The organism is Mycobacterium sp. NPDC050441, from assembly GCF_040655355.1.
Taxonomy (GTDB): Bacteria; Actinomycetota; Actinomycetes; order Mycobacteriales; family Mycobacteriaceae; genus Mycobacterium.
In genome coordinates this window covers 190,973-215,082 of sequence record NZ_JBFAJS010000001.1, presented here as the reverse complement: position 1 = coordinate 215,082, position 24,110 = coordinate 190,973, and the positions used below count along the sequence as shown (strand labels likewise).

The window sequence follows — 24,110 nt, the reverse complement described above, 5'->3', positions numbered from 1 at the left end:
CTAATCGATTACCGGGTAGGGCAATTCGCAGAAGCTGTGGCACACCCGGTCGCGGACGATCATGTCGGTGGTCTCGGGGTCGAACCAGCGGTCGACCACCGCCCAGTGGATCGGGTGCATGAGGTACGGGCCCATCAGACCGTCGACGTCGGTGAATTCCTGTTCGAAGACGTGGGTCCAGTCGCTGGTCCCGATGGCTGTGTCGACCCGGCTCAGTTGCCACGCGGCGATCGTCGAGACGTAGCGCGGCATCATTGCGAGCTCACGTTCGAATGCCGCGACGGTCTCGGCCTCCACCTCGGCGGGTACGCGCAGCAGTAATGCGCGGTACACGCTGCCGCTGCCGCCGCGTGCCGGAGATCCGTGGTAGGTCACGCCGTTGATCCGGGTGATCGCCGGGTCGGTCAGTACGTCGTCGAAACCGCTGTTCTCCCAGGAGTTTCGGTCCTCGAACCGCAGGTGAACGAGGATGTCGCCACCGTTACGCGACCCCGGTAGCGTTGGTTGAACCAGTGATCTGAGAGATCCGCTGCGGTCGGCGGCGTCGCGTAGGACGCTGAGCACGCGGTCGCGTTCGGACTCGTAGACGTCGAGCAACCGCGTCACCCCTAACGCGTCCGCACCCCTTGATACATCGGTCGATTGGGCTGGAAAATCGGCGGTTTCCACGTCACCCGCGCGGGAGGCGACACTGCGGCTGCGTTCAACGACCAGATCGGTGATGCTGTCCCACCACTGGCCTACGGCCGGATCCGGCCGGCCCTGCCACGTCATCTCCCACCAGGCCTGCGCGCTGGGCAACGACCAGGTGATCGTGACTACGTTGGGCCGGTCATCGAACCAGATCGGCGGGCTCAGCAGGACGTCTTGCAAGGTCATACCGCGCGCACGAGCGCCCGGGGCATAACCGGACAGGTAGGCATCAATGAATCGTTGTGCACACCCGGGGGATGTGATCACCCTGTCGATCACGAAAACCTCAGCCATGGCGCGAGATTACGGCGAGGCGCGGTCCCGGGATTACTGCCATCCCGACCATCGGGAAACCACCGTTGACCGTCCCCGCCGGCACGACGATGGTGGTTGGATGACCGATCCGTTCAGCCCGGCCCAGCTGGGGCCAGTCACGCTGCGAAACAGGGTTATCAAGGCCGCCACATCGGAAGGCCGCTCGCCCGACGGGCTGGTCACCGATGACCTCATCGACTTCCATCGCAGCTTCGCTGAGGGCGGGGTGGGCATGACGACCGTCGCCTACTGCTGTGTGTCTCCCCAAGGTGCCAGCGCGCCGGGTCAGATCGTCATGGACAGCAAAGCGTTGCCGGGCCTGCGCCGGCTTACCGACGCCGTGCACGGTGCGGGCGCAGCCATCTCGGCGCAGCTCGGTCATGCCGGGGTGGTGGCACAGAAGAAGCTGACCGGTGTCACCGCCGTGGCGCCGAGCCGATTCATCAACCCGACATCATTCGCCTATTGCCGTGAGATCACCCGCCGCGAAATCGACATGGTGATCGACCAGTTCGGGGCTGCAGCCCGGGTCGCGGTGGATGCCGGATTCGATGCCGTCGAACTGCATTTCGGTCACCTCTACCTGCCCAGCTCGTTTCTGAGCCCGCTGATCAACCGTCGCAAGGACGAGTACGGCGGCGATATCGACAATCGGTCGCGGTTCGTACGGGAGATCGCGGAGCGCGTCCGTGAGGTGGTGGGCGATCAGATCGCGGTGATCGCCAAACTGGACATGGACGACGGTCTTCCCGGCAGCATCTGGATCGACGAGGCACTGAGGACTGCCCAACTCCTCGATACCGATGCGACCCTCGATGCCATCGAACTCACCCAAGGGTCGTCGGTGTACAAGCCGATGTACCTGTTCCGTGGCGACGTCCCGGTCAAGGAGTTTGCGAAGGTGATGCCGCCGGCGTTGCGGCCGGCCGTACGGCTGGTCGGCAAGCAGACGATGGGCGTCTATCCCTACCGGGACCTGTACATGCTGGAGGCGGCACGCCAGTTCGTACCGATCATGCGCAACACGAAACTCATTCTGCTGGGCGGGATCACCGATCGTGAGCACCTGGAAACCGGCCTGCGGGAAGGATTCGATTTTCTGGCGATGGGGCGGGCATTGCTACGCGAGCCAGACCGGGTCAACACCATGATCGCCGAACCGGCCTCGCGCAGCCGGTGCAACCACAACAACAAGTGCATGGTGACGGTGTTCGGCCGCACGCATTGCGTGCTCGATCCCGCCCAACGTTACGGGGCCGTGCTACGGGCCGAGCAGATCACCTAACGCCTGACTGGCCGCCCGCCGGGCCCGGTGAGCGATATCGAGCATCGGCATCGTCATGAATCCGTGGATGCCACCCTCGAAGGAACACCGGGCAATTGGCACTCCAGCCGCCTCCAGGGCGTCGGCATAGGCGATACCTTCGTCGCGCAGCGGATCATGGCCGGCGAGCACGACTACGGCTGGCGGCAATCCAGTGAGGTCGCCGTGCAACGGTGACGCATAAGGGTGTCGCCGATCGTTCACCACGGGTACGTACTGATCCCAATACCATTGCAGCGCAGGTCGTGGATTGTAGAAACCTCTGCCGAACAACCGATATGAGTCGGTGTCGAAATCTGCCGCAATCACCGGATACAGCAGAAGCTGTGCCGCCAGCTCCGGCCCGCGGCGATCGCGGGCCATCAGCGTGGTCACCGCGGCCAGATTGCCTCCTGCACTGTCACCGCCCACTGCGATGCGCGCCGGGTCGGCGCCGAACTCGGGGGCATGTTCGGCTGCCCAGCAGACCACGGCGTAGAAGTCCTCGGCAGCCGTCGGCCAGCGGTACTCGGGTGCCAATCGGTACGCCACCGAAACGACCACAGCCGGAGTGAGATTGGCCAGATTGCGGCACAACCCGTCGTGGCTGTCGAGATCGCAGAACACGAATCCGCCACCATGGGCGAAAACCAGCATCGGTAGGGGTTCGGACGAGTTCGGACGGTAGACGCGGACGTCGATGGATCCGTTGTCGATCGGCACCTGGTGGTCGGTAACCGAGGCGACAGGCTCAGGTTGAGGGTTGGCGACGAAGCGGCCACGGATCTCGGCGCGGGCTTGTGCGCCGGTCATCGTGTGCACCGGCGGGAAGCCCGAATCGAGGGTTTCGATCAAGCCGGCGATCTGAGGATCGAGGGTCATGCCGGGAGCAGGGTGGCCATGGCCCGAGGAGCGGTGGGGTTGCCGACACGGAGCGGCCGCAAGCTTTGCAGGGTCGGCACTACTCGTTGGGGCCCGTCTTCGGCGTTGCGCCAGATACCCATTGCGGTCATCCGCACCGGAGCGGTCAGTCGCTGATCGAATGCCATCCGACTCATCGGGCCACACACAGACACCGCCGCAACCGCTGCGCCGACAGGACCGATCGGCGCTGCCACGCAACCGAATCCGGCGAGCGATTCCTCCCGTTCGAACGCGACGCCGTGGGTGCGGACCTTTGCCAGCTCGGCTACCAGCTGCCGCTCCGTGCTGATCGAAAACCGCGTCAACCGCGAGGCCAAGTTGACCTCAACTGATGAATTGTCGGCCAGGATCGCCTTGCCCACGGCCGTACAGTGCGCGGGCTGCCGTCCCCCGACACGGGTAGGGATGGCCGTCACCATCTGGCCGCCGATCTTCTCCAGGTAGACCACGTCGGATCCGTCGAGAACCGCCAGGTGGACCACCAGTCCGGTGGCCCGGTGCAGATCGCGCAGCAATGGAATCGCTGCTCGGTGTATGCGGTCCTGGTGTAGCGCCAGCGACCCCAATTCGACGAGTCGCATGCCCAACTCATAGTCACGGCCGTCGCGCCGAAGCCAGCGCAGATGAACCAGGCGCTCGAGGATGCGGTGGGCCGACGAACGCGGCAGGCCGGTGCGGCGCACGATCTCGGCCAGAGTCAGGCGGGCGGAACCGTCGAAGACATCGAGAACCAGGGAAACCCGGTCGATGACGGCGTTCGGCGTCTCGATGGTCGCTTTCTTATAGGTGGTCGCGGGCTGTTCGATGATCGCGGTCATTGGGTCCTCCGGGCTGCGGGTACTGCCAGTCGCATATGACTAATAGTCATATGACTACCACAACTATGTGTCCGCTGTCACTAACTTGTCCAATGGTGTGCGATGTCTACTTGGCCCGTGGACAGCGGTTGCCATGCCGACTGCGGCCTGAATCGACTCCCGCTGTGGTCATGTCTCAGTGATTCCGATCGACGTAACGGGCGCGTCGAGCGCCATGTGTTGGGTGATGAGGGAGCTGGCTCGCTCGGCGAACTCGACAACCCTCGCGCCGATGTCTCGCACCTCCTCATGGGTGAGCTGCTTGTACGGCTGTGCAGACACCGACATCGCAACGTTGCCGTGCGCGTCGAAGATCGGCGCTGAGATCGTTGCGAGTGGGCACCCCTCGATCTTGGTCAGCTCGCCGGGCAGGAAGTCGATGATCGTCAGATCGGCGACGGCGCCGGCCAGTCGCGCCGCCACTGGATCCGGTGCGGTGGCGTCATCAAGGGCCAGGAGTGCCGCGAACACCTTGAGGAGGGGGTCGCTGAGCCGCTCGATGCCATAGCCACGCTTCTGAATTTCTTCGAGGACCTTGGGCATTCGTGCTCGGTAGACGTCGTTGACGGGGCCCGCGGCGGCCATCCACTCATCGCCCACCGCTGCCGGTGCCCACGCTACGAACTCTCGGCCGAACGGCGCTACGAACGGCAGTCGCACGCCGGCCTGCACGGGCGGGCGGGTCGCGCCAGGTGAGGCTGACTCGATCACCGCAAGGGAGCCGTCTCTGAGCTCTGAAATACATGCGGCCATGCCGATGTCTGAGCACAGTATCCGCAGTGGCTCCCGGAGCATTCGCGATAGCGGCGCCGCGGGCAGCGACGTGGCGGGAAGGCCCGCGCCCAGGCTGTATCTCCCGCTCAGTGGGTCACGCAGCACCCAGTCGCATGAGCAGAGCGTGGTCAGGATCGCATGCCCGGTGGATCGGCTGATCCCCAGCTCGCGGCTGATTTCCGCAAGGGTCAGGGGTGTATCTGCGCGGTCGGCGAGCAATTCGATGACGGCGACGACGCGACGGGTCGGCGGTGAAGGGTCTTGACCCTGCTCATCGGACTGACCTAGCTTGGCGTTCATATATTCGGACACTACAACGAATATTCGTCATTGCAAGCCATCACAGTGAAGGAGCGGCGTGCCGGACACTGCACTGGGCATCGAGGATCTGACGATCCCCGTGCTCAACCCGAAGCAACGACAGGTTCTCGCACAACTGGAGAACCTGTCGGTGGACCTCAATCCAGTAGCCCTGATCAGTGAAGCGATGGAGAAGACGGGGCTGGATGATTTCGGCCCCGCCGATTTTCATCCACGGCTTGGCGCGTACGCCGCGGCTGTCGATGCCGACAGTGGCAACACGAATCTCAATCGCCTCATCCTGCGCAACCGCATAGTTCGGTTGCTCTCACAACGCTTGCTGTTGACGGATCTGCTGCGGCGCTATCCCGAGATCCACGAAATCGAGATCGAGCGACCGATCATCGTCGTCGGTCTACCGCGTTCGGGGACAACGCATCTGGTCAATCTGATCGCCTCCGACACGAGGCGACGTGCGCTGCCGTACTGGGAGAGCCAGGAGCCCTTCCCGCTTCATGGTGAAGGTCCCGACGTCAACGGAGTGGACCCCAGGTTTGCGCGCAGTGTCGCCGAGCACGAGTCGGCAATGGCCATGACCCCGCTGATACAGAACATGCACGACCGATTTCCGCAGGCGATCGAGGAAGAAGTCGAGATCCTCGACCTCGACTTCGCGAGCTACGTGCTGGAGTGGCATGGCCGGGTACCGCAATGGCGCGACTACTACCTCGGGTTGAACCAGGACCAGCATTATGGCTATCTGCGCACGGTTCTCAAGGCCCTGACCTTCTTACGGGGCCCACGCCGGTGGGTGCTCAAGTCGCCCCAGCACTGCGAGCAACTCGGGCCGCTGATGCGAACATTCCCAGACGCCACCGTCGCGTTCACCCACCGTGATCCCGTAGCCGTCATCCAATCCGCAGTCACGATGCTGGCGTACGGAGACCGCATGCGACGCAAGGAGATCGACCCCGAGGGCCTCGTGGACTACTGGATCGACCGGATCGAGCGGCTGCTGCGCGCGTGTGTGCGCGACCGGGATCTGGTCGGTTCCGACCGAAGCGTGGACATCGGCTTCCACCAGCTCAACGGAAACGAGATGTCGATTCTCGAGACGTTGTACGGCTACAACGGCACCGCGTTGACCGAGGGTGCCCGAGCGGCGTTCCGCGGTTACCTCGACGAAAATCCGCGAGGTAAACACGGCCGAATGCGCTATGACCTCCAACGCCACTTTGGCCGGTCACCGGACGAGGTCCGATCGCGCTTCGGGTTCTACTTCGACCGATTCGACGTACGGGAGGAATCATGACCAGCGATCAACCCGCGTACTTGAGCCGACCGGGGGCCGACGACATCGTCGGTGCGGGTGCGCCGGCAGAGGAAGTGAGCCCTGGCATTTGGCTTTCCCCGGGTCTGTCGAATTCGTTCATGTTGACGACCGATGCCGGCCGGATCGTGCTGAACACCGGGATGGGCTTCGAGGGACCGGTGCACCGGTCCAATTATGACGCCATTGACAACGCGCCGATCCGCTACGTCATCCTCACCCAAGGGCATGTCGACCACGTCGGCGGCATCGACGCAGTCGCTGACCCCGACAGCGAGATCGTCGCCCAGGCCAACTGGGAGACGTGGCGGCGAGACAACGAACTGCTGGCAGAATTCCGGGCCCGAAACTCTGCGTTCGCGTGGGTCGGCAAGGTGATGGACACGATCGAGCGCAACACACCGCGATTCGGCCCGCCGCCACCGCAGAGTGTTCCGACCCCGACGATGGTCGTCGATGACGAACTCGTCATCGACCTTGGCGGCCGCCGCTTGGAGCTTTACGCCACACCCGGTGGTGAGACCACAGACAGTTTGGTGGTCTGGTTGCCGGAGGAAGGTGTCTGCCTGTGCGGCAATGTCTTCGGTGCGCTGTTCGGTCACATTCCGAATCTGGTGACGGTGCGCGGCGACCGCTATCGGGATGCGCAGACGGTGGTGGAGTCGATCGACCGGGTCCGTGCGCTGGGGGCGGAAACGTTGCTCACCGGACACTTCGGGCCGATCGTCGGTAAAGACCGGATCGAACGTGAGCTGACGCGACTGCGCGACGCGGTGAGCTACCTCCACGATCAGACTGTCGCAGGGATGAACGCCGGCAAGGACGTTCACACGTTGATGCGCGAGGTGGTGTTGCCGCCCGAACTGGAGGTCGGCCAGGGCTACGGGATGGTGCGGTGGGACGTGCGCGCGATCTGGGAGAACTATGCGGGCTGGTTCCATCATCGCTCGACGGCCGAACTCTATGCCGAAGGCTCGGATGCAACCGAGGCCGATTTGCTCGAACTCGCCGGCAAGACAGCGGTTCTCGGGAGGGCGCGTGCCCTGCTGGATGCCGGAGAAGCGGTGCGCGCCATCCAGTTGGCCGAGATCGTGAACCGCGCCGAACCCGACGACAAGGAGGCCAAGCAGGTGTTGATCGCCGCCCACAGGGATCTGCTGCAGGGCAGCACCAATTTCTGGGAAGCAGCCTGGCTGCGCGAAAAAATCAAGGAGCTGTCATGACAAACCGTGTGCTGTTCGACTTCGCCGGTGCGAGCGCGCTGGTCACCGGAGGTACGAGCGGTATCGGCCACGCGACCGCATTGCTGTTGAAGGACAGCGGTGCGCGGGTCACGATCACCGGCACGAGAGCAGCGCCGGAGGATTACGACGTCGATCTGTCAGGACTGCAGTATCGGCAGTTGGCGCTGACCGACCCGGACGGTATCGAGGAGCTGGCAGATTCGTTCGTCGACTTGGACATCCTCATCAACAACGCCGGGGCCAACTTTCCGGGCGGCCTCGACGAATCGACCGCAGAGGGTTTCACCGCGTCGGTGGCGGTCAACCTGCTGGCGCCGTTCAGGTTGACCGAACGTCTGCACGGCGCGCTGAAGGCCTCGAATGCTCCCGGCGGTGCCAGCGTGGTCATGCTCGCATCCATGGCGGCCATCCGATCGGTACCGGTGGTGCCCGGGTACGGATCGGCCAAGGCTGGAGTGCTCGCACTCACCCGAAACCTCGCCGTGAAATGGGCCGCCGACGGCATCCGGATCAACGCAGTCGTCCCGGGAGTCGTCGCCACCCGCATGACCGCGCCGATGGACTACGTGCCCGAGATCAAACAGGAACAAGTCGACCACATTCCGCTCGGCCGGTTCGCCACACCGGACGAGATAGCCAGTCCGATCCTCTACCTGTGCACCGGCAATGCCTCATACAGCACCGGATCGGCGCTCGTCGTCGACGGTGGCTACAGCGTGGTCTGAGTGATTCAACGACATCGACGAGAGGGAACTCCACAGTGAGAGCAGCCATCATCACCGCCCCCGGCAAGACCGAGATCGTAGAAGTACCAACGCCCACGGCGGGCCCTGATGACGTCCTGGTGAGAATTCGAGCGTGCGGAATCTGCGGTTCCGACTCGCTCTACATATCCATCGGCGGTTTGCCACCGAGGCACGGCAGTATGCCGATCGGTCACGAGCCGGCCGGTGAGGTGGTGGAGGTCGGTCACGACGTGCGCGGTATAGCGGTCGGTGACCGTGTCGTGGTCAATCCGATGGCCGTTGCCGACGACATCATCGGCAACGGCGGTTCGACCGGTGCGCTGGCCGACTACCTGCTGATCAAAGACGCGGTTCGTGGCCGGAGTCTCGAGGTCGTGCCAGATCACATTCCATACGAGGTTGCGGCACTCAACGAGCCCATGGCCGTGGCTGTTCACGCGGTCAACCAGGTGGCGCCGCGGCAGAGTGACCAGGTGCTGGTGCTCGGGGCGGGCCCCATCGGCCTGGGCATCACCATCGCCCTGAAATCGCGAGGGGTCAAACACGTTGTGGTGGCCGATATCCTGCCGGCCCGGCTGGAGAAAGCGCTGAAAGTCGGCGCGGACGCGGTGATCAACTCCAAGGACGAGGACGTTGTCGCGCGATTGATCGAGCTGCATGGCCCGGGGGATTCGATGTGGCCGAACAAAGCGGGCACCGATGTGTTCCTGGATGCCGCCGGGGTGCCGGCAGCCGTCGACGCGGCCCTGGGTGCTGCCAAGCGGGGAGCCAAGCTCGGCGTCGTGGCCGTCTACAAAGAGCCCATCACTGTGGACTTCATGAATGTGATGAGCAATGAACTGACGATCGTCGGGTCGATGGGCTATCCGAGTGAAATCTTCGAGGTGACGAAAGACATCGTCGACAACTGGGAGAAGTATCAGGTGATCATCAGCCACACTTTCGATTTCGACGATCTCCAAGAGGCGTTGCAGTGTGTTGCCACACCGGGCGCGGCCGACAAGGTCGTCATCACGTTGAATGAAGGTTGATGATGCCGTCGCCCAATACCGATGATCATATTGCCGATGTGGTTCGCCGCTACGTCTCGCTGCTCGCGACCGGTAGCGCCGATGATCTCCTGGAACTGTTCGCCGAACACGCGACAGTGGAGGATCCGGTCGGCAGTGCTGTTCGCACCGGCCGGGGGGAGATCCGTGAATTCTTCTCCACCTTGGAGTCAATGGACCGCCAGACGGAACTGGTCCTGCTCCGTGTCGTCGGAAACGAGTCGGCGTTCTCGTTCACCATCACCTTCAATGTCGGCGACACTCCGATGCGCCTGCAACCGATCGATACGATGACGTTCAACGACGACGGCCAAATCACCTCTGTGCGAAGTTATTTCGCGCCCACGAACCTTACCGAGGTATAGCGGCTTTCCTATCGACCACAGGCCCATGCACGAATGTGAAAGAAGATCGCGAGAATTCTCCAGAATCTCGCGATCTTCTTCACATTCGGCGTTCAGGCTCGGGCAGCGGCCCTCCCGGCGCGGCGACCGTAGAAGCTGCCGTCGCCCAGTGACACGCCGCTGGCATATCCCCACGCCGCCAGGCCGGCGGTGCAGCGCCCGGCAGCGAAGAGCCCGGGGATCGGGTCGCCGCTGACATGAAGCACCTCGGCATCGAGCGTGGTGTGCAGGCCGCCGAGGGTGAAACCGCCGGTGCTCTCGCGGAGGTCGATGGCCCCCACGGGGGATTTGATCGGCTTGAGCCACTGCGGTTTCTTGTGCAGCAGTCGATCTTCGCCGCGTGCCGCACCATCGTTGTAGTCATTGACAGTGGCCTGCAACGAGTTCTGTGGGAGTCCGATCTCCGCCTCCAGATCGGCGACGGTGTCGGCCACCCAGGTCGGCGGCCGCAGCATCAGCTGAGGTGAGAGCGAAGCCATCGCCTCTTCCTGAGCGTCGCCGTCGATGATCAGGTAGGCGGTGTTGTTCTGGTGGTACAGCGTCAGCTGACCCACTCGACCGGGATAGGTGTCCTCGGCGACATAGCGCTGGCCGCGTTCGTTCACCAGAATCCCGCGCACCAGCTGCTGGGGGTCGATGAACAATGCCACCTCGGTGGCGTCCATGTGTGCCAGATCGGCACCGAGCGCCTGAGCCATCCGGATGGACTGTCCGTCGTGTTGCTCGATCGAGGCGGCCGGGCGCCCGGCAATGCGCGGCGCGTACTGGGCAACCATGGCTTCGTTGTAGGCGAAACTGCCGGTGGCCAGGACCACCCCCCGCCGCGCCCGGATATCCATCGTGGTGCCGTAGCGCCGGGTCCGGATGCCGGCGACGCGGCCGTCCGACTCGACGATCAGAGACTGCACACGCACGTCGTACAGCGACCGTGCCCCGGCCGCGGTCGCAGTGTCGACGAGGCCCTTCATCAGCATGAATCCCGCGCTGGACTCGCCCTGCTTCTTGTTCTGCATCTGCGGCACATGCCCGCGCGGGGCCGGCGCGGCAATCGTGTTGAACGGGTACGAGTTCTCCCCACCGCTGTACATGAGTCCTTGGTCGCCCATGGGCTCCCAACCGGGCTCGCCGAACAACTCGGCTTTGAACGGCACCCCGCAGCCCACGAGCCATTCGAAGTGCGCGACGCTTCCCTCGCAGTAATCGGCGATGCGCGCGGCATCCGCGCCGGGACCCATGGCCGCGTTGAGAAAGGCGGCCATGTTGTCGACCGAATCCTCGAAGCCGCATGCCTTTTGGATGTCGGTGCCACCGCCGAGGTAGATGAAACCTCCGGCCATGGATGCAGCTCCGCCCCATGAACCGGTGCGTTCCAGTACCAGGACGTCGGCCCCGGCGCGCGACGCCTCCACCGCAGCGGCCGCGCCGGCAACTCCGTAACCGGCGATCACCACGTCGGCTTCGTCGGCCCACTCGGCGATCGCGCTGACCGGGATCGGCCGGATATCGTCGGTGAGCGTCACGGTTGCATGGCCTTCGGTAGATCGCTGACCCACTGGTGCCCCCAGTAACTGTCAGCGGTGATTTCCTCTGCGGTGTAATACGTTTCGTCGACACGCATGCCCTCGGTGCCGAACTCGATGTCCCAGTCGCCGGGGGCGCGCACATAGAACGACACCATCTTGTCGTTGGTATGCCGGCCCAGTGTCGACGACAACTGGAAGCCCTCGGTGTTCACCCGGTCCAGGGCCTGCCCGACCGCGTCAAGGGTGTCGACTTCAACCATGAGGTGAATGAGCCCGGGATCGCGCAGCGTCTGTGCGGGACAGATCGCCAGGCTGTGATGGCGCTCGTTGACACCCATGAAGCGGACTCGGACGGGGCCGAACTCCGGCGGTACCGGAACGCGGAACGCACCGCGAGACTTGAAACCCAGGATCTCGGTGTAGAACTCGAACAGTCCCTTCACGTCGAGCGCGGGCAACACCACATGCCCGAGACCCTGCGCTCCGGTGACGAACCTCGCGCCGAACGGCGTGACGACGGGAGAGTGGTCGAGGACCGGGCCATGGAACACCTCCAGCGAGGTGCCGGCCGGATCCTCGAATGCGATGGCTTCCTCGACCCGTCGGACATCGGTCTCTTCGAGCGAAAGCTGCTTGAACGGGACTCCGGCCGCATCCAGCGCAGCCTTCACCTGCTCCAGGTCGGCGTGGTCGCGCACCTCCCAGCCGACGGTCATGATCTTGTCGACATCTCCGGGCACCACGATGATCCGCGCCGCGCGTTCGTCCATCCGCAGATATAGCACGGTCTCGTCGGGGCCTTTGCCCTGAGCGAATCCGAGGACGTTGAACGCGAAGTGACGCCAGCGCTCGACGTCCGAGGCGGCAACCGTGACGTAGCCGAGGCTCTTGATCAGTCCCATGTGCTGCCCGCTCAGATCATCGCCCGAAGCGGACCCTGCGGATCCACACCCAGCGAACTCAGGGCCGACGCGTGATAGACCGTTCCCGGGACGTGGATGGCGTGCGCTTGGCCCACGTGCACATCGCGCCAATACCGTTGCAGTGGTTTGTCCATCCGCGCCGCGTTGCCGCCACAGCGGGCAAAGATCTCGTCGACCGCTGAGACTGCGCGCCACACTGCCCGCACCTGGGTGCGCCGGCCCGCGGCTCGGTCTTCGAAGGAGACCTCTTTGCCTGAGTCGACGATGTCGTAGATGCGGTCGGCGTTGGCCAACAGCTCTTGGCGCGCTGCGTTGATGTCCGCGGCCGCTTCACCGATCGCATACATGACGTAGGGATCGTCCTTGATCGCCACCCCGCTGGAGTTCACCCGTTCGCGCTGGTAGTCGAGTGCGGCTGCCAGCGCACCCTCGGCGATGCCGATCGTGGCAGAGCTGATGCCGAGCGGGAACATCGTCGACCAAGGCATCAGGTACAACGTCTCGGTCATCCCGGCTTCGCGCTGAGCGGTGCCGTCCATGACCTTCATCGCGTCCATCGTCCGGTATGTCGGCACGAACGCGTCCTTGACGATGACGTCCTTGGAGCCGGTTCCGCGCAGCCCCACAACGTTCCACGAGTCCTCCACGATCTCGTAGTCCTTGCGCGGCAGGATCATGTGCAGCATCTGCGGGGGCATCAGCGGCTTGCCCTCGGCGTCGCCCAGCATTGCGCCCAGGAAGATCCAGTCGCAGTGATCGGTGCCTGAGCTGAACTGCCAGCGTCCGTTGAAGATATAGCCGCCGTCGACGGGCTTGGCCACGCCTTGGGGCGCGTAGGGCGAAGCGACCCAGGTATCGACGTCATCGGCCCAGATCTCGGCGGCGACCCGTGGGTCGGCGTAGGCCAGTTGATAGGGGTGCACGCCGACCACGCCGTTGATCCAGCCGGCCGACGGATCGAGCGCAGCTGTGGCCATGACGGTCTCGGCGAATTCACGCGGATGGACTTCCAAGCCGGCGTGGGCCTTGGGTTGCAGCAGGCGGATGTTGCCTGCTGACTTCATCAGCTTGACGGTCTCGTCGGTGAGCTTGCCGATCTTTTCGGCTTCGGGGCCCTGGGTACGCAGTTGTTCGGCGATCCCGTGCACCCGGTCGATTACCCGCTCGGTCATCATTTGGTCCTATCGTCGAGGGCTGGCATTGATGGTGTACCGCTTTGAACCGCGTGGTGGAGGCGAATCCCGGTCAGTGGAAACGTGCCGCGCGCACTGGCTCAGAACTCGATGTGGATGTCATCGGAGACCGGCCTGGCCTGGCAACCGAGGATCACGCCATCGGCGATGTCCTCGGGCTCAAGAATGTCGCAGGTGGCCATATCGACCTCACCGCACACCACAGTGGCTGCGCATGATCCGCACTGGCCCTCTTTGCAGGAGTAGGGCACGTCGACACCCGAGCGGATCAGCACGTCGACCAGCGTCGCCTGCCGCGGCCATCTCAGCCGGTGACTGGTGCCGTCCAGGTCGACATGAAGGTCGGCGGCGTCTCCGTCGTCGGAATCAGTTGCGATCCAAGGAACGTCGTCGGTAAAGGGATCTCCGGACAGCGACTGGAATATTTCGAGGTGGATCCGTTCGCGGGGCACCCCGGCCTCGGCGAGCGTCTCCTTGACCATCGCCATGAAGGGGGCGGGGCCGCAGACAAACGACTCGAAGCCCGCCGACCCGGCGAAAACAGTCTGGGCGAACCCGCTCAACTGGGCGCGGGTCGGCAAGCCCTGGATCGATTCCAGCCAGTGCAGCACCGTCAGCCGGCCCGCGTAGCGTGCGGCAAGTTCGCGTAGTTCGCCGGAGAAGATCACTGAGCGCTCGTCGCGGTTGGCGTAGCAGAGGACCACTCGACCGCTCCCCGCCGACAACACCGACTTCAGAATCGAGATCACCGGCGTGATGCCACTGCCGGCTGCCCATAGCAGGAAGTCGGCGTCGAGGCTTGCCGGGGTGAACAATCCCGACGGTGGCAGTACCTCGATGATGTCGCCGGCTTTGACGTTGTCGCACAACCAATTCGAGCCGTACCCGTCGACGGTCCGCTTGACGGTCACCTTGGGTGCGGGATCGGTGTGCGGCGAGCTGGCCAGCGAGTAGCACCGGGCCACTGATCCGGTCAGATCACTGGGGACCCGCAACGTCAGGAACTGCCCGGGTCGGTAGGCGAACCGCTCGCGCTCGTGCTCGGGGATGGTGAAAACCAACGAGCGGGCGTCGGGACTCTCGTCGATGACATCGGCAACCGTGACCAGCACGCCCCGTCTGGTCTGGATGCTCGCATCGGTCATGGGCCGACATTGTGGTGTGAGAAGCCGACGGCGCCAACCCGCTACTTCCGGTGGCCGGGACACAGCGTCTCGGCGTCCGGTGACCGGGAACGGTGGCGGCCAGGTGCGTCCTGGCGGCCTAGCGTTCGCGATGTGAGCAGTGGATCGAAGAGCGCGGTGGATGTCGTCGTGGTGGGTGCGGGCTTCGGCGGCCTGTACGCGCTGCACAAGTTCCGGTCGCAGGGATTATCGGTGCGGGTCTTCGAAGCCGCGCCGAATGTGGGTGGAACGTGGTACTTCAATCGCTACCCCGGCGCACGTTGCGATGTCGAGAGTGTGGATTACTGCTACTCGTTTTCCGACGAGCTCCAGCAAGAGTGGACATGGACCGAGAAATACGCCACGCAGGCTGAGATTCTCGAGTACATCAACTGGGTCGCCGACAAGCTCGATCTGCGCCGCGACATCACCTTCGATACCAGGGTGAGTTCGGCGGTGCTCGATGAGCAGACGCTGCGTTGGACCGTCACCACCGATACGTACGAGACGGTCGAGGCGCGGTTTGTGGTGATGGCCACGGGCCCGCTGTCGGCGGCGATGACTCCCGACTTCCCGGGCTTTGATACGTTCGGTGGGGAGGTCTACCACACCGCGCACTGGCCGCACGGGGATGTCGACTTCACCGGCAAGCGCGTCGCCGTGATCGGCACCGGATCGTCAGGGATACAGTCTATTCCGATCATCGCCGAGCAGGCTCAACAGCTCTATGTGTTCCAGCGAACCCCCAATTACAGCGTCCCGGCCGGAAACCGGCCGCTGACCGCCGACGAAGTTGCCGATATCAAGGCGAACTACGCCGAGCGACGCCAGATGTCATGGCGCAGCGGTGGCGGCTCACCGCATGTGGCACACCCGAAACTGACCATGGAAGCCACGCCTGAAGAGCGCCTTGTTGCTTTCGAAAAGCGTTGGGAACTGGGCGGTGTGCTGTTCTCCAAGACCTTCAGCGATCAGATGATCTCCCTGGAGGCAAATGAAGAAGCCCGCAAGTTCTACGAGAACAAGATTCGTGCCACCATCGACGATCCCGATGTTGCCGAGACTCTGATCCCCAACGATCACCCGATCGGGACGAAGCGAATTTGCACCGACACCAGATACTTTCAGACGTACAACCGACCCAACGTCGAACTCGTGAGTGTCCGCAAGACTCCGATCGAGTCGATCGACGAAACGGGCATCAACACCTCTGACGCGCACTACGACATCGACGCGTTGGTTCTGGCAACCGGATTCGACGCGATGACCGGCACGCTGGCCAAGATCGACATCGTGGGCCGTGGCGGCGAGAAGTTGGTTGATGACTGGGCGGAGGGCCCGCGCACCTATCTCGGGTTGGGCACCGACGGCTTCCCCAACCTGTTCCTGGTGTCCGGGCCCGGGGCCCCGGCGGTACTGGCCAACATGGTGTTGCATGCCGAAGCGCACGTGAACTGGATCGCCGATGCCATCGACTATCTCGGCCTTCATGGTTATGCCGCAATCGAACCCACGACTGACGCCGTGGACAGCTGGATCGCCGACTGCGCCCAGCGCGCCGAAGCAACTCTGTTCACCAAGGCCAACTCCTGGTACCTAGGCGCCAACGTGCCCGGCAAGCCTCGGATGTTCATGCTGTTCATCGGCGGCTTCGGGGTATACCTCGATATCTGCAACGAGGCAGCGGCAGCCGGATACAAGGGATTCGATCTTCTGAAGGCGCCATAGTGTCGGATCTGGCGGACAAGGTCGTCCTGGTCACCGGAGCCGGCGGTGGTACCGGACGCGTTCATTGCGAGCGTTTTGCCGACGCCGGGGCTGATGTCATCGCTCTCGACCGCGCCGACGCCGCCGGGGACCTGCGTGAGACGGCCGATCAAGTGCAGCAGCGTGGCCGGCGCTGTTTCACCGGCCTTGCCGACGTCACCGATCTTGCTGCCATGACATCCGCGATCGATGCGGGTGTGGTGACGTTGGGCCGTCTCGATGTCATCGTCGCCAATGCGGGTATTCACACGCCGAACAGGCCAACCTGGATGATCAGTACCCAGGAATGGCAACGCAATCTAGACGTCAACCTGACCGGCGTATGGCACACCGTCAAGGCGGGTGTTCCCCACATCGGCCCTGACGGAGGCTCGGTGGTGATCATCAGCTCCACCAACGGCTTACGGGGTACCGCCGGGACCGCGCACTACACCGCCAGCAAGCACGCCGCGGTAGGACTGGCCCGCACACTGGCCAATGAACTGGGACCACAACGTATCCGGGTCAACACCGTTCACCCCGGCGCGGTCGCCACCGCGATGGTTCGCAACCCCGACACCTACAAGCGGTTGTGTCCCGACCTGACCAACCCCACCGAAGCGGACGCGATGGAAGTCCTCACCGCCCGAAACCTGTTGCCGGTGCCGTGGATCGAACCCGTCGATGTGGCCAATGCCGCGATCTTCCTGGCCTCCGATCACGCCCGCTACATCACCGGCGCACAACTCGTGGTCGACGCCGGCCTCACCCAGAAGACGACATGACGGGGCCGGCGCAGGAACAAGACCGCGGATCGAAGTACACAACGCTAGGAGCAGCTTTGCCGGATCTGGACAAGTATGGGCCGTGGGCTGTCATCGCCGGGGGTTCCGAAGGCGTGGGCGCCGAGTTCGCGCGCCAGTTGGCCGAAACCGGATTCAACCTGGTGCTCATCGCGCGTAAACCGAGGCGCGACTGCTGACCCTGCGCGATGCCGGGGCCACCGCGATCACGTGCTCGGTGCGCGCGGACAACGCATCCCACTACTGCGACCAACTTGCCCGGATACGTGATATCGAGGAGCGACGATGACTATCGAACAGCAGGTCCTGACCCGGCTGCAACGCCTCGAAGATGAACTGGCCATCACGAAACTACTTGCTTCATACGGTCCTTCAGTGGATGCCGGCAATGCTGACAATGCGGCTGCACTGTGGTCTGTCGACGGCACCTATGACGTCGAGGACTGGCTGATGACCGGCCGGCGTGGCGTGCACCAGATGGTCAGCTCGGCCAGTCATCAGGATCTGGTGGCGGCCGGCTGTTGTCACTTTCTGGGCCCGGCCGTGGTCACCGTCAGTGGAGACTCTGCAGTCGCCGTGTGCGAATCGCTGGTGCTGCTGCGCGACAGCGAGTCCGGCTATCGGGTGTGGCGGGCCACCGCCAATCATTTCGCTCTGGACCGTCTACAAGGGCAATGGCAGATCACTGCCCGCACCAGCCGGCTGCTCAACGGGAATCCCTATGCCCATACTCTGCTCAACCTCGGGATAGCCGGGTCGACTGTCCCTGAAGAGATCTGAGAGGTCGCCATGTCCGCTGCCGATTGCCCGCTGGTGTTCTTCTCGTTCGTCGCACTCGACGGCGGGGGAGCCGAGGAACACCGGCGCTACAACGAATGGCATCAACTGGATCACCGGCCGGAAAACCTCGCACTACCCGGAATCGCCTGGGGCGACCGTTGGAGCCGCCCGGCAGAGTGCCGCGAGGTCTCTATGGCCGAGTCCGGGCTGGTCGATACCGACTATGTCGCGATGTACTGGTTCCGTTCTCCGGTGGAGCAGTCGGTGCGAGAGTGGGAGCAGCTCGGCGCAGACTCATTCCAGTGGGGCCGCGGACCGATGATCCCCGGCGTGCGCCGCACGGTGCTGGCATTCTTCCGGCCGGTCAAGGGGTACGCGGCCGCCTCGGCGCTCGTGTCGCCGGGCGTCATCCCCTACCGGCCCAACCGTGGGCTGTACCTGACGATGACCCGGTTCGCCGAGCCCCATGGAGCCGATGCCCACCACCACCATCAATGGGAGGACCGGGTGGCGATTCCGGCCCTGCTGGAATTGGACGGCGTGGCCGGGGCGTGGACGTTCGCGCTGGACCGCCACCAGCACAATGGGCTCGGCCTCCGAACTTTAGAGGCCGCAGATCCGCCCGGTGGGCTGCGCATCCGGCTGCTCTACCTGGACGATGAACCTGCCGGTGTCACCGGACGTATCGCTGAATGCTTGAAACTGAACACTTCTGGGGCGGCAGCGGCCGGAGAATGCGTCATCGAAACGCCACTGAACACGATCATTCCCTGGCAGGACTGGTGAGCATGGGTATCTATGCGGTGACGGGATCGGCCTCCGGGATGGGCCGCGCGGCGGCCGAGCGGTTGCGGGCCGATGGGCATCGCGTGATCGGTGTCGATCTGCGTGACGCGGAGGTGATCGCGGATCTCTCGATACCTCAGGGTCGTTCGGAGGCCGCTGCCGCAGTGCTCGAGCTGGCCGAGGGGCGACTCGACGGTGCGGTGATGGCTGCCGGCGTCGGCCCGTTGCCGGACCGTAGCGCCGTGCGGCTGATCCTGTCGGTCAACTATTTCGGCGTGGTCGACCTGCTGCAGACGTGGCGGCCGGCGCTGGCCGCCGGCGGCAACTCAAAAGTGGTTGTAGTCGGTAGCAATTCGAGCAGCACGATGCCGATGGTGCCGCTCGGTGCGGTGCGGGCCTTGCTGCGCGACGATCTCGAACGCGCAGTCAAGACCTTGCACCGGTACCGTTCGGTTGCACCGTCGCTTGCCTACGGCGGATCGAAGATCGCCGTCTCACGGTGGGTACGCCGCAATGCAGTCCTGCCCGGTTGGGTTGGTGCCGGTATCCGACTCAATGCGATTGCCCCAGGGGCGATCCGGACGCCACTACTGGAGAAGCAACTGGCCTCTCCGCGAGAAGCCAGGGCGGTGCAGTCCTTCCCGGTCCCAGTCGGCAGCTTCGGCAACCCCGATCATCTCGCGGAATGGATGGTCTTCATGCTCTCTGATGCGGCTGAGTTCCTATGCGGCAGCGTCATCTTCGTCGACGGTGGATCGGATGCCCATTTCCGGCCGGACGATTGGCCTCGGCGGGTGCCCACATCTCGACTTCCCCAATATGCCTTGAGGTATTTGCGCCGCTAGGTTGTCATCTACCGCCGACGGCTGCCACGGCGGTCTCGCCGGTCCGATGGATCATGGCCGGTGTCACCGCGCGATGCGCTGCTCGTGCCTGACTGACGCCGTTGCGCGGCACGTCTGACAGGCTGTGGAAAATGGCCCACGACGCGCTGTGAACGGCGGCGACGACGGGTTCTACGCGCGTTGACCTGGCGGGCCCGCACAGCGACAGGGCGAACCTGCTGCCGCCTTCGCCTACGCCGATGGGGGCGGCCACGACGGTAACCCCCAGCTCGCAACCCTCAGCATCGACGGCGACCCCGCCGCGGGCGCGTACGGTGGCCAGGCTTCGATCCAACTCCGCCCGGTTGCGAATTCCATACGGCGACGTGACCCCGTACCGCAACTCCGGCCAGGCTGACTCATCGATCTGCGCCAGCAGCGCGCGGCCGGCGGCACTCTGTTCCACGGGCTGCTTGAAACCGACCTGCCAACGATTGCCGGCGCTGGGCCACATCCCGAAGCGTTCGATGTGCAGCACGTGTGTATCCGCCAGGACGCTCAGATGAGCCGTCAGACCGGTGCGCCGATGTAAGTCGGCCATCACCGGCAGCGCTGCCTCGGGGACCCGACGCTGCCGCACTGCCTGGCAGCCGAGTTCGAACATCTTCAGACCAAGCGCGTATCCGGCGCCTTGACGTTCGATCCAACCCAGCTGGACGAGGCTCTGCAGAATCCGATGAGCCGATGAGCGGGGCACGTTCGAATGCCGCGTGATCTCCGCCAGCGTGAGCGTTTGTCGTGCGCCGAAAACCTCCAGAAGCGAAGCCACCCGATCGAGCATCGCCATAGGAGTTGCGTCGTCATGTGACGTTGGCACAACACCCTCCATACCTGTCATACTATGTATATGTGTCACAAGATGACAGGTGTGAGTCTAGGCACAACACGGCTGCGAAGTAAAGGAGGCCAGGTGCCACCCGATCACCCGCACATGGGGCCTGGTGTCAGGCCACTGGCCGTGAACAGCTCGTTGCGACGACAATCATCGAATGCCCAGAGGTAAGGGGCCGACGCTCACAGAGCGTCGCGCAGAGGAATTACGGCTCAGCATCGCCAAGACGGCACGCGATATCTTCATCGCCGACGGCGACACCACAGCGACTGTGGAGCGCATCTGCGCCGAAGTCGGCATCGCGACGCGTACGTTCTACCGCCACTTTCCCGTCAAGGAAGACGTCCTGGGACCGTTGTTCCGGCGAAGTGAGGACAACATGCGCGCCCTGTTGGCGGGCGCTGCAGCGGAATCCGATCCCGTGGATGTCCTTGTCGACATGTTCATAGTCGAGGTCCAGCGCCGGCAGGCGATCGAGGCCAAGCAGCAGTCGGTCGAGATCGCGCGGAAACTGATGTCGCTCGTTGCCGAGACCCCGCAGTACCGCTTGCGCTGGATGGAGTGGAGCGCAAGCCTTGCCGACGCCATCACCGAGTACCTGGCGGGGCATTTCGAGTTGGGTGACGACGTGTTCACCCGCTCTCTGCCGAGCAGGCTCATCGTCCACGTCAGCAGCAACGCCTACATCTGGTGGGCCGACGCCAAAGAACCGCACGAGCTTGACGAATTGGTAGCAGCGCACCGGTCCGGAATTGGCATGGTGCTGGCCGGACTCCAGCAGTTGCACGCAAGTCGCTAGGCCGTCGTCAGGAACGTCGTGACCACAGACTCGAAGGCGGTCTTCGCCTCGATCATGGCCCAGTGCCCGCAGTTGGGGAACACGTGAAGCTCTGCGTTGGGAATGGTCCGCATCGGAATCAATGCCATGTCAAGCGGACTCACGCGATCATCGCGCCCCCACGTCAACAGCGTCGGCGCCGCCACCTTGTGCATCCGTGCCCACGGCATGGGCAGGTCTGAAGCGGCCATCGATGCCATCATCGCCGCGAACGCCGCCTTCCCGTACATCCGGCGTGCGGCGGCCAACGTCTCGGGGTCGGTCGCCAGCGTCCAGCGCTCCTCGATGAGTTCCTCGGTGACCAACGACCGGTCGTAGACCATGGAATGCAGCCAGTCGATGAGGCGCTGCCGGGTCGGGTCTTCAGTGAATTCCTGGAGCAGACGGATTCCCTCGCTGGGGCCGGGCGAGAAGATCGTGGTGCCGATCCCGCCGATCGTCACGAGACGGCCGACCTGTTCGGGCGCATTTATCGCCGTGTTTATCCCGACGCCTCCGCCCATGGAGTTGCCGACGATGTCCACCCGTTCGATACCGAGGGCATCCAGGAAGGGGGTCACGGCGCCCTGTGCGGTGACCATGGGGTGCCCACCCCAATCATCTGAGACGCCGAAGCCGGGGAACTCCAGGACCAGGCACCGGAAGCGTTCAGCGAACGTCGGGAGTACGCCGCGGAAGTTGCGCCATCCTGTGACGCCAGGACCCGAGCCGTGCAAAAAGAGCACGGTCGGACCCTCACCGACGTCGTAGTACCGCAACGTTCCTGCACGGGTACTGACCTCACGCAGCGCATCCGCCGTACCGGCGCCGTTGATGATCGCAGCAGAATCTGACATGCATCTTCTTTCTCGTTGCTGAGCCTTCGCTCAGCCTCACACGCTCTCGCAAAGGCCGGCAATGGCTTGTTCCGCTGACCGGTGACTAGCGATTGCGACCGGCGCCGGGGCGGTATTCCCGGTGGGTGGGACACGCAATGGTGCGGTCGGTTGTGAACTGCGATTGTTCCCGGTCGAGACGTGTTCCAGGTCATACCGCCCCTCGGGTGACTCGCACGCAGAAAAGGAGAACCCGATGCTGCAGCGACAACTCGCCGGCCCACTCGAGGGGGTGGGTGGGTTGTTCGCCATGTCGGTGGATGCCGCCAGATTCACGGTGCGCAGACCATTCCAATGGCGCGAATTCCTTGACCAATCCTGGTTCGTGGCACGGGTATCCATGGCGCCGACGCTGTTGGTGGCGATCCCGTTCACCGTTCTGGTCTCGTTCACCTTGAACATCCTCCTTCGTGAACTGGGTGCGGCCGACCTCTCCGGGGCGGGCGCGGCCTTCGGTGCCGTGACCCAGGTCGGCCCCATGGTGACGGTGTTGATCGTGGCCGGCGCCGGGGCCACCGCGATGTGCGCCGATCTGGGGTCGCGCACCGTCCGCGAAGAGATCGACGCCATGGAGGTGCTCGGTATCAACCCGATCCAACGTCTGGTCACCCCACGGATGCTGGCCTCGGGTCTGGTGGCGCTCCTGCTCAACAGCGTCGTGGTGATCATCGGAATCCTTGGCGGATACCTGTTCTCGGTGTTCGTCCAGGACGTCAACCCCGGCGCGTTCGCGGCAGGTATCACTCTGCTCACCGGGATTCCGGAGGTCATCATCTCCTGCGTCAAGGCGGCACTGTTCGGCCTGATCGCCGGACTGGTCGCGTGTTACCGCGGTCTGACGGTCTCCGGTGGAGGTGCCAAAGCGGTGGGTAACGCCGTCAACGAAACCGTGGTCTACGCCTTCATGGCGTTGTTCGTGGTCAACGTGGTGGTCACCGCCATCGGCATCCAGATGACCACGCGATGACGGGGGCCACCGCAGTACTCCAGTCGGCATACCCGCGCCTGTCCCGGGCCGTGCGACGGCCCGGAGCCGTGCTGAGCAGCATCGGTGACCATGTCCTGTTCTACGGCCGGGCGCTGGCGGGCGTGCCCTTTGCCGCTGCGCACTACCGGAAGGAAGTCGTGCGGCTGATCGCCGAAATCAGCATGGGTGCAGGAACATTGGCGATGATCGGCGGAACCGTCGTCATCGTCGGGTTCCTGACCCTGGCCACCGGCGGGGTCCTGGCGATCCAGGGCTACAGCTCGCTGGGCAACATCGGCATCGAAGCACTCACCGGATTCCTGGCCGCCTTCATCAACGTCCGGATCTCGGCGCCCATCGTCGCGGGTATCGGCCTGGCCGCCACCTTCGGCGCCGGTGTCACCGCGCAGCTGGGCGCGATGCGGATCAACGAAGAGGTCGACGCATTGGAAGCGATGGCCATCCGGCCCGTCGAGTATCTGGTATCCACCCGCATCGTCGCCGGGATGATCGCGATCACCCCGCTGTACTCGATCGCCGTGATCCTGTCGTTCCTGGCGTCGCAGTTCACCACCGTCGTACTGCTCGGGCAATCCGGTGGCCTCTACGGCCACTACTTCAGTACGTTCCTCAACCCGATCGACCTGCTCTGGTCGTTCCTGCAGGCCCTGCTGATGGCGTTGGCGATCCTGTTGGTCCACACCTATTACGGGTTCTTCGCCACCGGCGGCCCGGCCGGCGTCGGCGTGGCGGTCGGCAACGCGGTCCGGACGTCGCTGATCGTCGTCGTCTCGATCACCCTGCTGATCTCGCTGGCCGTCTACGGCTCCAACGGCAACTTCAACCTCTCCGGCTAGA

At 64.1% G+C, this 24,110-nt stretch carries 24 protein-coding genes and 2 pseudogenes; 15 read left to right on the top strand and 11 right to left on the bottom strand.

Annotation, left to right across the window (positions count from 1 at the left end; translation table 11 throughout):
* Entirely contained in the window at nucleotides 1-333 is a 333-nt protein-coding gene (locus AB0I14_RS01140) for a Dabb family protein (protein WP_358016674.1), read from the bottom strand.
* A 330-nt stretch (nucleotides 334-663) separates the two neighbouring features.
* Nucleotides 664-987: pseudogene (locus tag AB0I14_RS01135) on the bottom strand (Dabb family protein); the annotation flags it as partial.
* A gap of 100 nt (nucleotides 988-1,087) precedes the next feature.
* On the opposite strand from AB0I14_RS01135, the gene AB0I14_RS01130 reads away from it, so the two are divergent.
* Nucleotides 1,088-2,293 carry an NADH:flavin oxidoreductase gene (locus AB0I14_RS01130; protein ID WP_358014627.1) on the top strand — a complete coding sequence of 402 codons (1,206 nt, stop codon included), beginning with the start codon at nucleotides 1,088-1,090 and terminating at the stop codon, nucleotides 2,291-2,293.
* On the opposite strand, the gene AB0I14_RS01125 is transcribed toward AB0I14_RS01130, so the two are convergent.
* The 3 genes from AB0I14_RS01125 to AB0I14_RS01115 all read right to left on the bottom strand — a co-directional run bounded on the left by AB0I14_RS01125 (nucleotide 2,270) and on the right by AB0I14_RS01115 (nucleotide 5,166).
* Nucleotides 2,270-3,193 carry an alpha/beta hydrolase gene (locus AB0I14_RS01125; RefSeq protein WP_358014625.1) on the bottom strand — a complete coding sequence of 308 codons (924 nt, stop codon included), beginning with the start codon at nucleotides 3,191-3,193 and terminating at the stop codon, nucleotides 2,270-2,272. The two genes, AB0I14_RS01130 and AB0I14_RS01125, sit on opposite strands and share 24 nt — an antisense overlap.
* On the bottom strand, nucleotides 3,190-4,053 hold the full coding sequence (locus AB0I14_RS01120) for an IclR family transcriptional regulator (protein ID WP_358014623.1): 864 nt from the start codon (nucleotides 4,051-4,053) through the stop codon (nucleotides 3,190-3,192). The genes AB0I14_RS01125 and AB0I14_RS01120 overlap by 4 nt, the downstream gene beginning before the upstream one ends.
* A gap of 168 nt (nucleotides 4,054-4,221) precedes the next feature.
* The gene (locus AB0I14_RS01115) at nucleotides 4,222-5,166 is read right to left on the bottom strand and encodes a helix-turn-helix domain-containing protein (RefSeq protein ID WP_358014621.1); all 945 of its coding nucleotides are present in this window, start codon (nucleotides 5,164-5,166) and stop codon (nucleotides 4,222-4,224) included.
* Between the two features lie 58 nt (nucleotides 5,167-5,224).
* Between AB0I14_RS01115 and AB0I14_RS01110 the strand changes: the two genes are divergently transcribed.
* From AB0I14_RS01110 to AB0I14_RS01090, 5 genes are read left to right on the top strand one after another with little or no spacing between them, the layout of a single operon-like run.
* Nucleotides 5,225-6,478 carry a sulfotransferase gene (locus AB0I14_RS01110; protein ID WP_358014619.1) on the top strand — a complete coding sequence of 418 codons (1,254 nt, stop codon included), beginning with the start codon at nucleotides 5,225-5,227 and terminating at the stop codon, nucleotides 6,476-6,478.
* The gene (locus AB0I14_RS01105; RefSeq protein ID WP_358014617.1) at nucleotides 6,475-7,719 is read left to right on the top strand and encodes an alkyl sulfatase dimerization domain-containing protein; all 1,245 of its coding nucleotides are present in this window, start codon (nucleotides 6,475-6,477) and stop codon (nucleotides 7,717-7,719) included. The genes AB0I14_RS01110 and AB0I14_RS01105 overlap by 4 nt, the downstream gene beginning before the upstream one ends.
* Complete coding sequence (locus AB0I14_RS01100; protein ID WP_358014615.1) at nucleotides 7,716-8,465, top strand: SDR family oxidoreductase; 750 nt, start codon at nucleotides 7,716-7,718, stop codon at nucleotides 8,463-8,465. Before AB0I14_RS01105 ends, AB0I14_RS01100 begins: the two co-directional genes overlap by 4 nt.
* A 35-nt stretch (nucleotides 8,466-8,500) precedes the next feature.
* The gene (locus tag AB0I14_RS01095; protein WP_358014612.1) at nucleotides 8,501-9,517 is read left to right on the top strand and encodes a zinc-binding dehydrogenase; all 1,017 of its coding nucleotides are present in this window, start codon (nucleotides 8,501-8,503) and stop codon (nucleotides 9,515-9,517) included.
* Entirely contained in the window at nucleotides 9,517-9,900 is a 384-nt protein-coding gene (locus AB0I14_RS01090) for a nuclear transport factor 2 family protein (protein ID WP_358014609.1), read from the top strand. The genes AB0I14_RS01095 and AB0I14_RS01090 overlap by 1 nt, the downstream gene beginning before the upstream one ends.
* A 92-nt stretch (nucleotides 9,901-9,992) precedes the next feature.
* On the opposite strand, the gene AB0I14_RS01085 is transcribed toward AB0I14_RS01090, so the two are convergent.
* The 4 genes from AB0I14_RS01085 to AB0I14_RS01070 form a co-directional block, all read right to left on the bottom strand.
* The gene (locus AB0I14_RS01085) at nucleotides 9,993-11,459 is read right to left on the bottom strand and encodes an FAD-dependent oxidoreductase (RefSeq protein WP_358014607.1); all 1,467 of its coding nucleotides are present in this window, start codon (nucleotides 11,457-11,459) and stop codon (nucleotides 9,993-9,995) included.
* A complete protein-coding gene (gene bphC, locus AB0I14_RS01080; protein ID WP_358014604.1) occupies nucleotides 11,456-12,364 on the bottom strand; it encodes a biphenyl-2,3-diol 1,2-dioxygenase in 909 nt (302 codons plus the stop codon). Before bphC ends, AB0I14_RS01085 begins: the two co-directional genes overlap by 4 nt.
* 11 nt (nucleotides 12,365-12,375) lie before the next feature.
* Complete coding sequence (locus AB0I14_RS01075) at nucleotides 12,376-13,557, bottom strand: acyl-CoA dehydrogenase family protein (RefSeq protein WP_358014602.1); 1,182 nt, start codon at nucleotides 13,555-13,557, stop codon at nucleotides 12,376-12,378.
* A 101-nt stretch (nucleotides 13,558-13,658) separates the two neighbouring features.
* Entirely contained in the window at nucleotides 13,659-14,723 is a 1,065-nt protein-coding gene (locus tag AB0I14_RS01070; RefSeq protein WP_358014599.1) for a ferredoxin--NADP reductase, read from the bottom strand.
* Between the two features lie 132 nt (nucleotides 14,724-14,855).
* On the opposite strand from AB0I14_RS01070, the gene AB0I14_RS01065 reads away from it, so the two are divergent.
* The 6 genes and pseudogenes from AB0I14_RS01065 (at nucleotide 14,856) to AB0I14_RS01040 (ending at nucleotide 19,701) form a co-directional block, all read left to right on the top strand.
* Entirely contained in the window at nucleotides 14,856-16,469 is a 1,614-nt protein-coding gene (locus AB0I14_RS01065) for an NAD(P)/FAD-dependent oxidoreductase (RefSeq protein WP_358014596.1), read from the top strand.
* Nucleotides 16,469-17,272, top strand: a complete 804-nt coding sequence (locus tag AB0I14_RS01060; protein ID WP_358014593.1) for a mycofactocin-coupled SDR family oxidoreductase — start codon at nucleotides 16,469-16,471, stop codon at nucleotides 17,270-17,272. Before AB0I14_RS01065 ends, AB0I14_RS01060 begins: the two co-directional genes overlap by 1 nt.
* A gap of 56 nt (nucleotides 17,273-17,328) precedes the next feature.
* Nucleotides 17,329-17,451 (top strand): annotated as a pseudogene (locus AB0I14_RS01055) (short-chain dehydrogenase); the annotation flags it as partial.
* A gap of 124 nt (nucleotides 17,452-17,575) precedes the next feature.
* Nucleotides 17,576-18,070, top strand: coding sequence for a nuclear transport factor 2 family protein (locus AB0I14_RS01050; protein ID WP_358014590.1), 495 nt, complete (start codon nucleotides 17,576-17,578; stop codon nucleotides 18,068-18,070).
* 9 nt (nucleotides 18,071-18,079) lie between these two features.
* Nucleotides 18,080-18,856 (top strand): hypothetical protein, encoded by a 777-nt coding sequence (locus AB0I14_RS01045; protein ID WP_358014587.1) that lies wholly within the window; start codon nucleotides 18,080-18,082, stop codon nucleotides 18,854-18,856.
* Between the two features lie 2 nt (nucleotides 18,857-18,858).
* A complete protein-coding gene (locus tag AB0I14_RS01040; protein WP_358016671.1) occupies nucleotides 18,859-19,701 on the top strand; it encodes an SDR family oxidoreductase in 843 nt (280 codons plus the stop codon).
* 4 nt (nucleotides 19,702-19,705) lie between these two features.
* Here AB0I14_RS01040 and AB0I14_RS01035 read toward each other — a convergent pair whose 3' ends face one another.
* Entirely contained in the window at nucleotides 19,706-20,527 is an 822-nt protein-coding gene (locus tag AB0I14_RS01035; RefSeq protein ID WP_358014584.1) for an IclR family transcriptional regulator, read from the bottom strand.
* Nucleotides 20,528-20,729: 202 nt separating this feature from the next.
* Between AB0I14_RS01035 and AB0I14_RS01030 the strand changes: the two genes are divergently transcribed.
* Entirely contained in the window at nucleotides 20,730-21,371 is a 642-nt protein-coding gene (locus AB0I14_RS01030) for a TetR/AcrR family transcriptional regulator (RefSeq protein WP_358014581.1), read from the top strand.
* Here AB0I14_RS01030 and AB0I14_RS01025 read toward each other — a convergent pair.
* The gene (locus AB0I14_RS01025; RefSeq protein ID WP_358014578.1) at nucleotides 21,368-22,246 is read right to left on the bottom strand and encodes an alpha/beta fold hydrolase; all 879 of its coding nucleotides are present in this window, start codon (nucleotides 22,244-22,246) and stop codon (nucleotides 21,368-21,370) included. The genes AB0I14_RS01030 and AB0I14_RS01025 overlap by 4 nt on opposite strands.
* Before the next feature lie 235 nt (nucleotides 22,247-22,481).
* Here AB0I14_RS01025 and AB0I14_RS01020 point away from each other — a divergent pair, with 235 nt between their 5' ends.
* Together AB0I14_RS01020 and AB0I14_RS01015 are read left to right on the top strand one after the other, a co-directional pair.
* Nucleotides 22,482-23,252 (top strand): ABC transporter permease, encoded by a 771-nt coding sequence (locus AB0I14_RS01020; RefSeq protein ID WP_055110583.1) that lies wholly within the window; start codon nucleotides 22,482-22,484, stop codon nucleotides 23,250-23,252.
* On the top strand, nucleotides 23,249-24,109 hold the full coding sequence (locus AB0I14_RS01015; RefSeq protein WP_358014575.1) for an ABC transporter permease: 861 nt from the start codon (nucleotides 23,249-23,251) through the stop codon (nucleotides 24,107-24,109). The genes AB0I14_RS01020 and AB0I14_RS01015 overlap by 4 nt, the downstream gene beginning before the upstream one ends.
* Nucleotide 24,110: the final 1 nt, after the last annotated feature.

Bases quoted from the DNA above. Each gene is read 5' to 3' on its own strand.
- AB0I14_RS01090 (WP_358014609.1), top strand. From the start codon at position 9,517: ATGATGCCGTCGCCCAATACCGATGATCATATTGCCGATGTGGTTCGC.
- AB0I14_RS01045 (WP_358014587.1), top strand. From the start codon at position 18,080: ATGTCCGCTGCCGATTGCCCGCTGGTGTTCTTCTCGTTCGTCGCACTC.
- AB0I14_RS01105 (WP_358014617.1), top strand. From the start codon at position 6,475: ATGACCAGCGATCAACCCGCGTACTTGAGCCGACCGGGGGCCGACGAC.
- AB0I14_RS01025 (WP_358014578.1), bottom strand. From the start codon at position 22,246: ATGTCAGATTCTGCTGCGATCATCAACGGCGCCGGTACGGCGGATGCG.
- AB0I14_RS01050 (WP_358014590.1), top strand. From the start codon at position 17,576: ATGACTATCGAACAGCAGGTCCTGACCCGGCTGCAACGCCTCGAAGAT.
- bphC (WP_358014604.1), bottom strand. From the start codon at position 12,364: ATGGGACTGATCAAGAGCCTCGGCTACGTCACGGTTGCCGCCTCGGAC.
- AB0I14_RS01015 (WP_358014575.1), top strand. From the start codon at position 23,249: ATGACGGGGGCCACCGCAGTACTCCAGTCGGCATACCCGCGCCTGTCC.
- AB0I14_RS01125 (WP_358014625.1), bottom strand. From the start codon at position 3,193: ATGACCCTCGATCCTCAGATCGCCGGCTTGATCGAAACCCTCGATTCG.
- AB0I14_RS01030 (WP_358014581.1), top strand. From the start codon at position 20,730: ATGCCCAGAGGTAAGGGGCCGACGCTCACAGAGCGTCGCGCAGAGGAA.
- AB0I14_RS01115 (WP_358014621.1), bottom strand. From the start codon at position 5,166: ATGAACGCCAAGCTAGGTCAGTCCGATGAGCAGGGTCAAGACCCTTCA.
- AB0I14_RS01075 (WP_358014602.1), bottom strand. From the start codon at position 13,557: ATGACCGAGCGGGTAATCGACCGGGTGCACGGGATCGCCGAACAACTG.
- AB0I14_RS01120 (WP_358014623.1), bottom strand. From the start codon at position 4,053: ATGACCGCGATCATCGAACAGCCCGCGACCACCTATAAGAAAGCGACC.
- AB0I14_RS01130 (WP_358014627.1), top strand. From the start codon at position 1,088: ATGACCGATCCGTTCAGCCCGGCCCAGCTGGGGCCAGTCACGCTGCGA.
- AB0I14_RS01035 (WP_358014584.1), bottom strand. From the start codon at position 20,527: ATGGCGATGCTCGATCGGGTGGCTTCGCTTCTGGAGGTTTTCGGCGCA.
- AB0I14_RS01040 (WP_358016671.1), top strand. From the start codon at position 18,859: ATGGGTATCTATGCGGTGACGGGATCGGCCTCCGGGATGGGCCGCGCG.
- AB0I14_RS01020 (WP_055110583.1), top strand. From the start codon at position 22,482: ATGCTGCAGCGACAACTCGCCGGCCCACTCGAGGGGGTGGGTGGGTTG.
- AB0I14_RS01070 (WP_358014599.1), bottom strand. From the start codon at position 14,723: ATGACCGATGCGAGCATCCAGACCAGACGGGGCGTGCTGGTCACGGTT.
- AB0I14_RS01100 (WP_358014615.1), top strand. From the start codon at position 7,716: ATGACAAACCGTGTGCTGTTCGACTTCGCCGGTGCGAGCGCGCTGGTC.